We start from the raw sequence: 13,264 nt of genomic DNA, 5'->3' as shown, positions 1-13,264 counted from the left end.
CCCTACGCCTCCTTACTCTTCTTGGAGCTCATGGCCGCAGAGGCGGCGGCGCCGACGGCGAGCAGGCCGAACGCGGCGGCAGCCCCGATGTACGCGCCGCGCCACCAGGTGAACTGCGGCTCCATGTGCGTGGTGCTGTTGTAGCGGTTGGTGAGGTTGGACTGGGTCATTGCGTACAGGATCATGTGCGCGGACTCCTTGACGGCCTTCTGAACCGTGGCGTCGCCCTTGACCTTGTCCACGCCGATGGAGACGCCGTCGATCTGGTTGGCGAAGGTCGAGCAGTTCTCGAGCGTGGTGGAGTCATAGAAGCCGGAGATGCCGCGGGTGTCGAAGCAGGTGGTGCCGGAGACCAGGACGGCCGCCCAGAGGTCGGTGTCGTCGTAGATGTCCGTGACAGCGTAGCCGCGGAAGCCCCACTCGTTCTTGAGGATGTCGGTCATGAGGCCGGTGGAGCAGGTGCACTCGATCGGGCCGATCTTGGAGAACGACGTCATGAGGCCCGTCATGTTGGCGTTGCGGTCCTCGGTGTCGTAGTCGGTGGCCTCGAAGGCGATCTGCCAGCCGCGCAGCTCGCCCTCGCGGGCCTGCTGCTCGGTCATGTACGGCGCCACGCCGGAGCGGTTGGTCTCCTGGTCGTTGAAGGCGAAGTGCTTCGGCGACGCGATGAGGCCGTACTCGAGGGCGCCCATCGAGTACTCCATGGCGGTGTTGCCGCAGAGCACGGGGTCCTCGGAGTAGTACTCGCCGTTGCGGCCGTTGTACTGCTGACGGTGGATGTTGAGGCCCGGGCCCCAGAGCATCGCGATGCCGGTGAACAGCGACTCCTCGCCCATGAACTGGCCCATCTCGAAGTAGAGGGAGTTGTTGAACGAGGCGGCGGTCAGGGGCGCGTTGCCGAAGACCGCGCCGTTCCAGGCGCCGTTGGGGTCGTCAGCGCCGATGGTCCACGGGGCGTTGGAGTCCTGCGTGGCGTTGAGGGCGATGACGATGCCGTTGCCGGCGTTCTCGGTGAGGTAGTGCTCCTGCAGGCCGATCGACTCGACGCCGGGGATGGAGGGGCCGCCGAAGGTGGCGAGGTAGAGCGCCTCCTCGAGGGTCATCTTGTCGAGCAGCTCGTTCCAGGCGGGGTCGTCATAGGTCTTGCCGGCCATGTCCCAGATCATGAGGTCGGAGTCGGCGCCCCAGGTGATGCCGGAGAGGTCGTCGTCGGTCTTGACGTCGTAGTAATGGCCGTTGAGGTAGTCGATGAGCTGCTCGTTCTCGAGCGTCATGTCGGCGTACTCGACAGGCCAGGTGCCCTCCCAGTCGGAGCGGGAGAGGTAGGTGACCTCGCCGGGCTGGAAGTAGTTCCAGTCGGCCGTCTCGAGGTGGTTGGAGACCTGCGCGCCGTTCTTGGAGATCGAGAGCGCGGTGCGGGGCACCTCGGCGTCGGTGATGGCCATGGTCCAGACCTTGGCGGCGTCGCCGGTGCCGGCCAGTCGGGAGGCGTCGACGCCCTGGGCGAGAAGGACGTTGTTCACGGCCTCGTGCGCGCCGTTGCCGAGCGCGAAGTAATAGGTGCCCGGGTCGATGACGTAGGTGCCCTCGGTGCCGTCCTCGTTCTCGTGGGAGCTGTCCCAGCTCGCGATGTACTGGAGGTCGACCTTCACGGAGACCTGCTGGGAGGCGCCGGGCTCGAGCTCGTCGGTCTTCTCGAAGTTGAGGAGCTGGATCGCGGACTTCTCCACGCCGCCCGCGGTGTAGGGGGCCTGGCCCCAGATCTCGACGATGGACTTGCCCGCCGTGTCGCCGGTGTTGGTGACGTTGACGTTGAAGGTCACGTAGGCGGTGGTGGCGCCGTTGTCGAGCGTGGTCAGCTCGAGCTCGGGCTCGCCGACCGGCTCCTGGCTGAAGGTGGTGTAGGAGAGGCCGTAGCCGAACGGGTAGACCATCTCGTCGGCGTAGTTCCACGTGTCGCCCGCGGTGGCGCCTGCGGCCGAGGTCGCGTTGCCCAGGCCCATGACCTGGTCGAAGTAGCGGGTCTCGTAGTACTTGTACCCGACGTAGATGCCCTCGCACTCGATGAGGTAGTTCGAGGACAGGTCGCCGAACATGCCGCCCTTGCGGGTGAGGACGTCGGAGTTGGCGTAGTGGTAGTCGCCCATGTTCTGCATGGCGGGGGCGCTCATGTTGTGCGTGGCGTAGGTGTCCGTGAGGGCGCCCGAGGGGCTCACCTTGCCGCTCAGCACGTCGGCGACGCCGAGCATGCCGTAGCAGCCCGGGAAGCCGATCCACAGGATGGCGGAGACGTCCGGGTCGTCCGCGAGGTCCTTGATCTCGACGGCGTTGGCGGTGTTGAGGACCACCACGACGTTGCCGGAGCACTCCTTGGCGAGGTCGATCGCGGCGCGCTCGTTGTCGGTGAGCTGAAGCGGCTCGTCGACGCCGAGGCCGGCCACGACGCTGCCGGGCAGGTAGTCGATCGACTCAGCGGACGGGCGGGAGATGACCACGATCGCGGCGTCGCCATACTCGGCGAAGCTCGAGCGGAAGTCGCCGTTGACGCCCTCGATGTCGGCGACGCCGGGCTCCTTCGGGTCGTACTCGGTGACCGTCATCTCGCACGTGGCGTGCGGGAAGGACTCTCCCAGCGCCTCATAGGCGTCGACCATCGTGGGGTTGACGTTGAATCCGGCGCCGTCGAAGTCGAACTCGTCGCCCGACCAGGCGGAGATGGTCGGGGCGATCGCGCCCGTGCTGCGGTCGACGTTGGTGGTGATGGTGTTGGCGAAGTCGGTCTTGCTCTGCGTGAGCGCCTGCTCGAGCGTGATGCAGGGGCCGAAGAGCTTGAGGCCGAAGCTCGAGCCGAGCATGGGCATGTGGGACCTGATGCCGAGCAGGGTCACGTTGGAGCCCTCGGCGATCGGCAGGCCGCGCCCCTCCTCGGAGCTGTTCTTCAGCAGGACCGCGCCCTCGGCCGCCTGCTTGCGGTTGAGGTCGATGGCCTTCTGGATGAGGGCGTGGGAGTTGCCCGTGCCGTCCTCGTTCAGAACCTCGTCGGAGGGCTTGAACGCCTCGTAAAGGGGCTCGTTCTCCGTGCTCTCGGACGTGAGCTTCTCGCTCTGGGTGCCGAGGTTGGTGTCGAGCGTGGAGGCGAACTGCTCCATGACGCCACCCGCGCCCACGGCGACGGAGGCGCCGAGCGCGCCGAGGCCGAACAGGCCGCGACGTGTCACCAGCGTCTTGGGACGAGCTTCGTTGCTCATGAGAGATCCCCCCTCTGTGCGCTTTCCCTTACGTCGTGCATGTACCTTCCCTTCCTTTCTCTGCGTGCGTTCGCAATGCGTGCGCTCCGCGTCCCGTACGGGAATTCCCCCTCCCTCCACGGGGCGGCTGGAAACTGATATATCAGTTTAACCACAAAACGACCGCAAGGGCGGAAAATAGTCTTCGCAACCCGCCAGCGGACGGTTCTTCCCGCCCTGCGGTAGGTGGCGGGGCTCGGCCGACACCGAGGCGCCCTCCTCCGGGTGCGTACGCCCCTCTCCCGGGTACGTACACGCGCCGGCATCCACACGCCATGCCTCTCAGAGAAAATCCGCAGGTAGATAATCTATCGAGAAGAACATCAAAACATGAATCTCGTACGTACCCGGAAGGGGCGTGTACGTACCCGGAGGGGCACCAGAGCGATGCGGCGCCGAGGGCGGGAAGTCACCAAAAATGGGGTCGCGCCCGAAGGCGCGACCCCGTCCCGCAAAGCGCACGCACGCTGGGGGGCTACTTCATGGCCTTCTTCATCTTGACGCCCTTGACCAGGCGCGCGATGGAGAGGACGGCCAGGACGAGAATCACGACGACGAGGGCGGGAAGCGCGATCTGCCACCACGGGGTGACCTCGACGATGCGCGTGTCGGCGTCGATGCCGTTCATGGCGCTCGAGTTGGCGACGGTGTAGAGGATGCGGTGGCTCGACTCGCGCATCGCGGAGACGATGCTCGGGTCCTCGGCGTAGAGCTGGTTGAGGTCGTCTGTCCACTGGGTTGCGGAGGAGTCCCACATATCCGTGCCGGCGAGCACGCCATGCGCCACGTCAAAGGAGCGGAGCTTGATGCCATAGGCCGCGAAGGCGGAGTTGCCCGAGAAGTCGGTGATGGCAAAGCCGTCCATGCCCCACTCGCCGCGCAGCACGTTGGTCATGAGGCCCTCGTGGGCGCCGGTCCACGTAGTGCCCACCCGAGCGAACGAGTTCATTACGTTGTGCGCTCCGCCGTCCTCGATAGCCTTGCGGAACGGCTCGAGGTAGACCTCGCGGATCGCCTGCTCGTTGGCGAAGGTGGACAGGCAGCGGCAGTTGGTCTCGGCGTCGTTGAGCGCGAAGTGCTTGATGTAGACGTAGGCGCCCTTGGACTGGATGCCGGCGACCTCAGCGGCGGCGATGGTGCCGGAGAGGAACGGGTCCTCGGAGTAATACTCGAAATTACGGCCGGAATAGGCGGTGCGGTGGCAGTTCATGTTGGGGCCGTAGAGACCGGAGGCGCCGAGGGAGAGCATGTCCTCGCCAAGGGCCTCGCCAAGCCGCCCCATGAGCTCGACGTTGTAGGTGGCCGCCATGATGTTGGCATCGGGATAGGCCGTGCGGGAGACCGCCACGCCGGTGAGCGTCTGCGTGAAGCCCTGGGGCCCATTGTCGTCCACGGTGGCGGGCTTGGAGACCGAGGCGATGAGTGCGGTGTTGTGATAGCCCTCGCCGATGAGGGTAGCCATCTCGCTCACGGTCAGCTGGTCGAGAAGCTCGTCCCACTGCGGGTCATCGTAGTCCCTGCCGATCATCATGGCGAGCGTAAGACCGTTGTCGGCACCGGTCACGGGCATCTCGCCATCAGTGGAGACCTCATGCGTCTGGTAGAGGTTAATCTCCTTGAGCATCTGGTCCGTGGCGGTGATGCCCTCCATCTCGCGCGGCCAGGTCCCCGTCCAGTCGGAGCGGGAGAGATACGTCACGTCGGTGCCGTAGTTGGAGAGCTCGGCGGTGTCAAACTGGTTCTCGATGGCGGCTCCGGTGGTCTCGGAGACGGAGAACGCCTCGGCATCGAGCGCGGGGTTCTCGTAGGTGGCCACGAACGCGGCATCGCCCTCGGCGGTCATGCCGTCGGCCACGGTGCGCCCCTTGGAGGCGAGGATGTTGTTGAGCGCCGCATGGGCATCCTGGCCCGCAGCGAGGTAGTACGTCCCGGCGTCGAGCACGTAGGTGCCGGCGCCGTTGCGGTCGTAGGCCGCAAGCTCCGAGCGGTCCACGGACACGTTGACGGTCTGCGACTCGCCGGGCTCGAGAAGCTTGGTCTTGGCGAAGCCGGCCAGCTCCACGGAGGCCTTCTCGATGCCCTGCTCGCGGTCGTAGTCCGTGTAGGGGCTCTGGAAATAAACCTGCACGATGTCCTTGCCGGCAGCGTCGCCCGCGTTGGTCACGGTCACGGAAACGTCAAAGGCGTCCGTGGCCTGATCGTAGGTCATCTGGTAGTCGCTCCAGGCAAAGTCGGTATAGCTGAGGCCATGGCCGAAGGGATACGCGACCGTGCTCGCGTAGTCGTAGTCGCCCACGCCCGCGGTCCCCAGGACAACATCCTCGTAGCGCGTCTCGTAGTAGCGGTAGCCGACGTAAATGCCCTCCTGGTAGACGGTGTAGTACTGGTTGCCGTCAAGCTGGAGGTTGTACCAGGTCTGCTGGTCCTCCTGGTCGACGTTGGCCCACTGGTTGGTGTAGAAGTCGACCATCGCGGGAGCGGTGGAGTTGTCGTAGGTATAGGTGTCCACCAGGCCACCCGAGGGGTTCACGTTGCCCACGAGGATGTCGGCGACCGCGTTGAGGCCCCAGGTTCCGGTGTAGCCGATCCAGAGCGCCGCGTCCACGTCATACTCGTCGAGGAACGAGCAGTCGAAGGCGTTGGTGGAGTTGATGAGCACGACGACCTTGTCGAAGCCGGCGTCCTCGATCATCTGGAACATGTCACGCTCCTGCTGCGTGAGGTCCAGCGAATCCGTGCCGTCGACGAAGCCGTCGTTGGGCATATCGAACATCTCGCCGGAGACGCGCTTGATCGTGACCAGCGCAACGTCGCCGTAGGCCTCGAACGAGGAGCGGACGTCATCGGTGTAGACGTCGGCCGGAACCTCGTTCACATGATAGGCGGAGCGGCCTCCCTCGAGGCCGTTCATGCCCTTGCTCGGCTGGCTAGGGTACTCGGAGCCCGCCCCGGTCTCATAGAAGTCCCACAGCGTGGGGTTAACCGAGAGTCCGACCTCCTCGAGCGCCGCGCACAATGTGGGGGCCTTGCTCGTATCGATGTCCGCAGAACCCGTGCCGCACGTCCCGATGGCGGTGGAGCTGTGGCTGAACGTGGAGACGGCGTCGCCTGCGGAGAGCGGAAGGGCGTCGTTGTTGTTGCGCAGAAGAACGATGCCCTCGCCCGCGACCTCCTCGGCCACAGCCTGCCCGTTGGCCTCGACCTCCTCGACGCTGTCGAACTCGCTTGTGAAGTACTGCGCGTCAGGGTTCTCGTTCTCTGTCTTGTAAGTGTCAATCTGCAGAGCGATGTTTATCGCCTGCGTCGAACCAAACGCCACATACGTGCCCACGGCGCCGGCGACAGTAAGCACCACCAGAACCGCGCTCACGGCTGCCCAAAGTGCGACTCTCGGCTTCTTTGGCCCATGGGGCTTCTTGTCTTCCATTCTTCTCCTTCCCCGCAAACTGACATATCAGATGTCTTTAAGGATGGCGGAGCAGTGAGGAGTTTACAAGTGTAAAGTCGCGAGCGGTCATCTACGAGAGTCAAGTGGCCTGCTGCGATATGATTGGCCCATGAGTCAGCGTGGGGAGGACGGAGACGAGAATGCTGTGCTCGCTGGACGACAACGCGACGAGGCGTGACATCACCCTCGCCTACCTCGACCTCCTTTGCAAGAAGAACGCGGACGAGGTAACGGTCTCAGACGTCACGCGCCGCGCCGGGGTCTCCCGCCCCACCTTCTACCACTACTTTTCGGGCACCGTCGACATACTGCACCACCTTGCCGTACTCATGCTGGACGGCATGCGGGCGGCAGGAGGCGGAGGCGGCATGCGAGACCTCACGCTCGAGCAGTTCGTGCGGGAGGTCTTCCGCCACATGGAGAAGAACCGCGACGTACTTCTCGCCGTCAGCGACGCGGAGGGGCTCATCACATTCTTCGCCTGCTTCCGCACCGAACTCCAGCGCCGCGTCATCGCCTTCGAGCACAGCAGCCGCCTGAACATCACGGAGGAACGGAGCGCCTTTGTGCTCGGCGGCGCAATCTCACTTCTCCACTTCTGGGTGGCGCGCGGCATGGACGAGCCCGCCGACGCCCTCGCCGAGCGGGCCATCACCCTCGGAGCGAGCGGGACAGACATGAGCGTCCCCCTCATGAAAGAGCGCGAATAAAAGCGAAAACCTTCTCGCCTCTCCTCCGGGTACGTACACCCCTCTCCGGGTACGTACGATGTTCACGGCTTGATGTTCTTCTCGCCCTGCCTTCTACCTGCGGATTCTTCAGAGGGAGGGGTTCGTGAGCCCCGTTGCGTGTACGTACCCGGAAGGGGCGTGTACGTACCCGGAGAGGAAACGCTAGAGGGTGAGCAGCTCCCGCACGAGCGCCTCCTGGCGCAGCCAGTAGCCCTCGTCCCTCGGCAGGCGGATTCCGGCGCGGGCGGCAACCCTCTCGACGAGCTCACGGCGCATCTGCGGGTCCGCGAGCATCCCCTCCGTCACGGAGCGGACCATCCACCCGAGGTCCCGGAGCCCCTCGTTGCGCGCGCTGTCGGAGTCGATCTGCTGCCTGGTGCGATGGAAGAGGTAGCTCTCGTACTCGAGGATGATCCCGAGCTCCTCCCAGCAGAGGTCGACCACGAGATAGGGCTTCCCAAGGGCAAGCTGCAGCGAGGCGGTGATCTCCACGACGGCGTTGAGCCGCGGCGCGGGCAGCCCGCAGCCGCCCACCTCGACGGGCAGTGTGAACAGGAGGACGACGACCGTCTCCATGGGAGAGCGCGAGTCGGTCACGACAAATGCCACGGCCTCGCGCGCCCGCCGCGTCCCGTAGCCGCGGGCGTCTGCAAAGCGCCGGACGAGCTCGTCGGGCGTCATGAGCGGCGGCCTGCGGTGGAAGCCGTCCTTGGCCCGCGGGGAGCGCGCGTACCTCCCGCATATCTCGGTACCCACCGCGACCGCCCGCGCGAGGCTCGAGCGAGCGGCCATCTGCTGCAGGCAGAAGGCCGGCGAGGCAAGAAGGACCTCGTCGGTGAGCTGGCAGAGCGCATCCGGGGGAAGCGCGGTCGACCAGATGTGGCAGCGCACCACGGGCGTCCTCACCCTGCTGGCCTCCCCGCTCACGAGGATGTGGAGGGGACGTGCCTCCGTTGCCTCGATGCGTGCGCCGCGCAGGTCGATTTTCTCGAGGGCAGCCGCCGAGGCGAGGGACCATGCCTTGTCCGGCGGCTCGGGGCATGGCTCCCCCAGCCGCTGCGCTAGGCCGACCTCTCCCCAGCGCGCAAGTGCCGATATGTCACATACGGTAATCATGGCGCCCATGCTAGCGAGGGACGCTTCCCGGCCCCTTGCACCAAGCGCGCACGACGCTGACGCCCCTTGCAAGAAGGCCCCTCCGAGATGCATGCCATCGCAGCTCATGGCCCACGGTGCGCAACGGTTTCTTATTTGGGGAGATTCGCCCGACGACATCCGGCGCCACGGCTTCTCCAGATGCCTCTCCGCCCAGCCGCGCCCCGGGCGAGCAGGCCCTCCCTCCGGCGCGGCGCGGCGCACCCTCTCGCAGGAGCCGCGCCCCCGGGCGAGCAGGCCCTCCTCCGGGTACGTACACCCCGCCTCCGGGTACGCACACCCCGCCTCCGGGTACGTACGAGGTTCACGACTTGATGTTCTTCTCGAACACCCTCTACCTGCGGGTTCTTCAGGGGGACAGCGCCTACGGCCCCCACGGCGTGTACGTACCCGGAGAGGAGGTGTACGTACCCGGAGGGGCAAGGCGAGAAGGGCTGGCGAGAAGAACGGCGAGAAGAACGACAACGCCCCGACGCGCGCGGCGCCGGGGCGTTGCCGGGAAGGATGGACGGGGGTGGGCTACTCGTTGTCCGCCCAGTTGGACTTCTGGGTGCTCTTCTTCTGGAGCACGTAGTCGGGGTTGGGCGTGTCGACGCGGCGGATAGTGCCGGAGTCGGAGAGCTGGCCGGACGTGACCTCGATGCTGTTCTCGCCCTTCTTGAGCGGGAGGAAGAACGTGAAGACGTGCGGGTTCTTGGGGTCCTCGCGACGGGTCTCCAGCTTGGAGCCGTTGACGAAGAGCGTGACCTCCTTCTGGTTGGAGTAGACCTTGACGCTCGTGGCCTCCTCGGCGCGGTCGACGTAGCGCTTGCCGCACAGGTGCACGAAGGGCTCGCTGCTCCACCAGGCCTTGTAGATGTAGAAGGAGTCCTTCTTGGTCTTTCGGTCGAAGGTGATAAGGCCCTTGTGGTTCATGCCGGGCTCGCCGCCCTGGTCGCGCGCGTCGGCGGCGAAGTCGAACATGTTCCAGACGTGCGTTGCCCACAGGTACGGGTGCTTGGCGAAGAACTTGAGCATGTACTCGTGATAGACGCACTGGTACTCCTCGGTGTGGTCGTTGCGGCGCGGCCGCGAGGAGTGGAGGTTGGGCATGGCCTCGCAGCCGTACTCGGACATGCCGATGACGCGGTTGGGGTGCACGAGGTGGAAGAAGCCGAACCAGAGGTCGTTCAGGAAGAGGCCCGGCACGTACCAGCCGAGGTAGAGGTTCCAGCTCACGACGTCGGTCACGAAGGCGGACTTGTTGAAGGGCCCGCACATGGCGTAGCAGGCAAGCGTGGTGAAGCGGGTGGGGTCGAGCTTGTGGCAGAGCTCGTCGAGGACGCGGTGGTTGTCAAGCATGTCCGCCTTGTCCTTGGTGGAGATGGTGATCTCGTTGGAGACGCCCCAGCACACGATCGAGGGGTGGTTGTAGCTCTGGGTGATGAGCTCGGTCATCTGCGAGATGGTGTTCTCGCGGCCGTTGGGCATGTGCTCTGAGATGTAGGGGATCTCCGCCCACACCACGATGCCGGCCTCGTCGCAGAGGTCATAGAAGAACTGGGCCTGCTGGTAGTGCGCGAGGCGCAGCGTGTTGGCGCCGATCTCGCGGACGAGGGCCATGTCCTCGCGGTGCTCCTTCTCCGTGAGGGCGTTGCCGAGGGCCTTGCGGTCCTGGTGGCGGCACACGCCGCGCAGCGGGTAGCTGCGGCCGTTGAGGAAGAAGCCGCCCTTGGCGTCGTAGGAGAAGCTGCGCACGCCGAAGCGGCAGGAGACCTCGTCGACCACGGAGCCGGCGACCACGAGCTGCGCCTTCGCGGTGTAGAGGTACGGGTCGTCGAGGCCGTCCCAGCGATGCGCGTCGGGCAGCGCCACGGTGACGTCGGTGCCGGTCGCGGTCCCCACCGTGGCGCCGGAGGCGTCGACGAGGGTCACGCGGACCTCGGCGGAGGCGGCGTCAGGGCCGTCAACCCAAGTCTGCACGCGCACGTCCGCGTCCTTCTCGCCGTCGGAGATCTTGGGCGTGACGGCGATGCCGGGGCCGCCGTGGTAGTCGAGCGAGAAGTGCGTGGCGTCGGCCACGAGGAGCTTGACGTCGCGGTAGATGCCGCCGTAGAAGGTGAAGTCGGCCTTCTGGGGGTAGACGCGGTCGTTCTTGGAGTTGTCAACGTGGACGAGCAGGCCGTTGTCGCCGGGCTTCACGAGCTCGGTGACGTTGGTGCGGAAGGTGGAGTAGCCGCCGTCATGATGGCAGCACGCGATGCCGTTGACCTCGACGTCCGCCGTGGCGTTGACGCCCTCGAACTCGAGGTAGACGACCTGCCTCTTGGGGTCGAACGCCGGGACCGTGAAGCGGCGCTCGTAGGCGCAGGTCCCGCGCCAGTAGTCGTTGCCACCGTCCTGGCCGTCAAGGTTGTTCCAGGTGTGCGGGACGTCCACCGTGATCGGGGCGTCCCCCGGCTTGGTGAAGGTCCAGCCCGCGTTCAGGTTCGTATACGTGCGCATGCTCCCTCTTTCCTCGGCTCCCCGCCGCTCCAGTACGGCACTTCCAACTGATATATCAGTCTAGCGCATAACGGGGCCATGGCGTCGGCGCGCCCCCTGACCGGCCGCATTTCCCGTCCCAGCGGAGGGCGGGGCGCCGTGTCCCGGAGCCCGCCCGCAGGCCGCCCCCCCATCGCACGGAAGCTCGGCCACCCGCCTGCGGGCGAGCCTACCCCTTGCGGCGGATGGCCGAGTCGCTGCGTTGTGTGGCGCGCCGGCGCCTGGGGGCGCGACGCGTGGCGAGAAGGGCGCGCGGCGCTACCGCACCGTGGCCACGATGCCCATGGCCTCGCGGCAGAGTCGCTCGACCTCGTCGAAGCGTCCCTCCTTGATGAGGTTGGCCTTGACCATCCAGGTGCCGCCGCAGGCGATCACGTGAGGGCTCGCGAGGAACTCAGCCACGTTGGCCGGCGAGACGCCGCCCGTCGGCATGAAGCGGTGCCCCACGAAGGGCGCGGCGAGCGCGTTGATGGTGGAGAGGCCGCCGTACTGCGCTGCCGGGAAGAACTTGGTCACGTGGATGCCGAGCTTGCGGGCGGCGATGACCTCGGTGGGAGTGACGCAGGCCGGGAAGACCGGGAGCTCGCGCTCCATGCAGTGGCGGACAACCTCCTCGTCGAAGCCCGGGCTCACGATGAACTCGGCGCCCGCCTCGACGGCCTGGTCGACCTGATCGACGGAGAGCACGGTGCCCGCGCCCACCGCCATGTCCGGGTGCGCGTCGCGCATGGCGCGGATGGAGTCGGCCGCGGCGGCCGTGCGGAACGTCACCTCGGCCGAGGGCATCCCGCCGGCGACGAGCGCGTCGGCGAGCGGCCTGGCGTCGGCGGCGTCGTCCAGGACGACGACCGGGATGATCGCGAGCCTCTCGACCTTCTCGTAGTAGCTGTCCATGTACATGGGCTCCCCCTCACGCCTGCGAATTGGGGACAGTCCCCAATTTGCACAACAGTTTGATATCAATCATATCTGCGAATTGGGGACTGTCCCCAATTCGCAGGCTAGCGCTTGACGTCGGCGCCGCTGGCCATGAAGTCGGTGACCTCGGCGGCCGTGAAGCGGTTGGCGTCGCCCGCCACGCTGTGCTTGAGCACGCTCGCCGCGGCCGCGAACTCGATGGCGTCGGCAGGCGCCATCTCGGCGAGAAGCCCGTGGAGCACGCCGCCGGCGAAGGCGTCGCCACCGCCCACGCGGTCGACGATGGGCTCCACGTGCCAGGTGCGGGAGCGCGCGAGCGATCCCGCGGCGCCCGTGCCGTCGGCCGTGTAGAGGTAGCCGGTGAGGTCGTTCGAGCTGCTCGAGTGCGCGACGCGCCGCGTGCAGTAGATGGCGCGGACGCCCGGATGGGCGGCGACGAGGGCGTCGTAGGCCGCGACCATGGCCCCCTCGCTCCAGGGCGTGCGCTCGAGGCCGAGGGCGCTCTGGACGTCACCCCAGCTCGCGGCGAGGTAGGTGACGTGCGGGAGCACGTCGCGGAAGGCGTCCATGCACTCGTCCCACGTCCAGAGCTTGCCGCGGAAGTTGACGTCGTAGCTCACGGGGATGCCGCGCTCCGCGGCGGCGCGAACGAGCTCGAGCGTGAGCGCGCGCCAGGACGCGGAGAGCGCCGGGCAGATGCCCGTCACGTGGAAGAGCCCCACGCCCGAGAGGAGCTCGTCGACGTCCCACTCGCAGGACGCCATCGTCGCGAACGAGGAGCCGGCACGGTCGTAGACGGCCACCGACCCTCGGTTTGCGGCACCGATCTCGAGGTAGTAGGTGCCGAGGCGCGCGCCGCCGCGCAGCACCTGGGAGGCGTCGACGCCGTTCCTGCGGAGGTGGCGCACCACCGCATCGCCGAGCGGGTTCTCCGGCACCTTCGTGGCGAAGGCGGCGTCGTGACCGAAGTTGGCGAGCGAGATGGCGACGTTGGCCTCCGCCCCGCCATAGTGCGCGTCGAAGGACGCGGCGTCCGCCAGGCGAACCCCGCCGCCCACGGAGAGGCGGCACATGATCTCGCCGAGCGCAAGGACCTTTCTGCGGCCCGTCACATCAACTGCCATGGTTTCTCCTTGCCCTGTGATATATCACTAATGAGAGTAGTTTATCCGCTGGGCGCCGCCCCCGCCGCGACGGTCCAG

At 66.5% G+C, this 13,264-nt stretch carries 7 protein-coding genes; 1 reads left to right on the top strand and 6 read right to left on the bottom strand.

Annotated elements, in window-relative coordinates:
• Positions 1-2: 2 nt before the first annotated feature.
• Both BQ7391_RS07810 and BQ7391_RS07805 read right to left on the bottom strand, forming a co-directional pair.
• Complete coding sequence (locus BQ7391_RS07810; RefSeq protein WP_083662161.1) at positions 3-3,248, bottom strand: glycoside hydrolase family 3 C-terminal domain-containing protein; 3,246 nt, start codon at positions 3,246-3,248, stop codon at positions 3-5.
• 514 nt (positions 3,249-3,762) lie between these two features.
• Positions 3,763-6,714 (bottom strand): glycoside hydrolase family 3 N-terminal domain-containing protein, encoded by a 2,952-nt coding sequence (locus BQ7391_RS07805; RefSeq protein WP_075280089.1) that lies wholly within the window; start codon positions 6,712-6,714, stop codon positions 3,763-3,765.
• A gap of 161 nt (positions 6,715-6,875) precedes the next feature.
• Between BQ7391_RS07805 and BQ7391_RS07800 the strand changes: the two genes are divergently transcribed.
• The gene (locus BQ7391_RS07800; RefSeq protein ID WP_075280088.1) at positions 6,876-7,445 is read left to right on the top strand and encodes a TetR/AcrR family transcriptional regulator; all 570 of its coding nucleotides are present in this window, start codon (positions 6,876-6,878) and stop codon (positions 7,443-7,445) included.
• Positions 7,446-7,628: 183 nt separating this feature from the next.
• Here the strand turns inward: BQ7391_RS07800 and BQ7391_RS07795 are convergent, their stop codons facing one another.
• The 4 genes from BQ7391_RS07795 to BQ7391_RS07780 form a co-directional block, all read right to left on the bottom strand.
• Positions 7,629-8,582, bottom strand: a complete 954-nt coding sequence (locus BQ7391_RS07795) for a hypothetical protein (protein WP_129583934.1) — start codon at positions 8,580-8,582, stop codon at positions 7,629-7,631.
• A gap of 558 nt (positions 8,583-9,140) precedes the next feature.
• Entirely contained in the window at positions 9,141-11,105 is a 1,965-nt protein-coding gene (locus tag BQ7391_RS07790) for a glycoside hydrolase family 2 protein (RefSeq protein WP_075280086.1), read from the bottom strand.
• A gap of 297 nt (positions 11,106-11,402) precedes the next feature.
• Positions 11,403-12,044 (bottom strand): bifunctional 4-hydroxy-2-oxoglutarate aldolase/2-dehydro-3-deoxy-phosphogluconate aldolase, encoded by a 642-nt coding sequence (gene eda, locus BQ7391_RS07785; RefSeq protein ID WP_235858645.1) that lies wholly within the window; start codon positions 12,042-12,044, stop codon positions 11,403-11,405.
• 101 nt (positions 12,045-12,145) lie between these two features.
• Entirely contained in the window at positions 12,146-13,186 is a 1,041-nt protein-coding gene (locus BQ7391_RS07780) for a sugar kinase (RefSeq protein ID WP_075280085.1), read from the bottom strand.
• Positions 13,187-13,264 lie beyond the last annotated feature (78 nt).

This window comes from Thermophilibacter provencensis (genome assembly GCF_900128445.1).
In the GTDB taxonomy this organism is placed as follows: domain Bacteria; phylum Actinomycetota; class Coriobacteriia; order Coriobacteriales; family Atopobiaceae; genus Thermophilibacter; species Thermophilibacter provencensis.
This window is presented reverse-complemented; position numbering and strand designations above follow the sequence as displayed.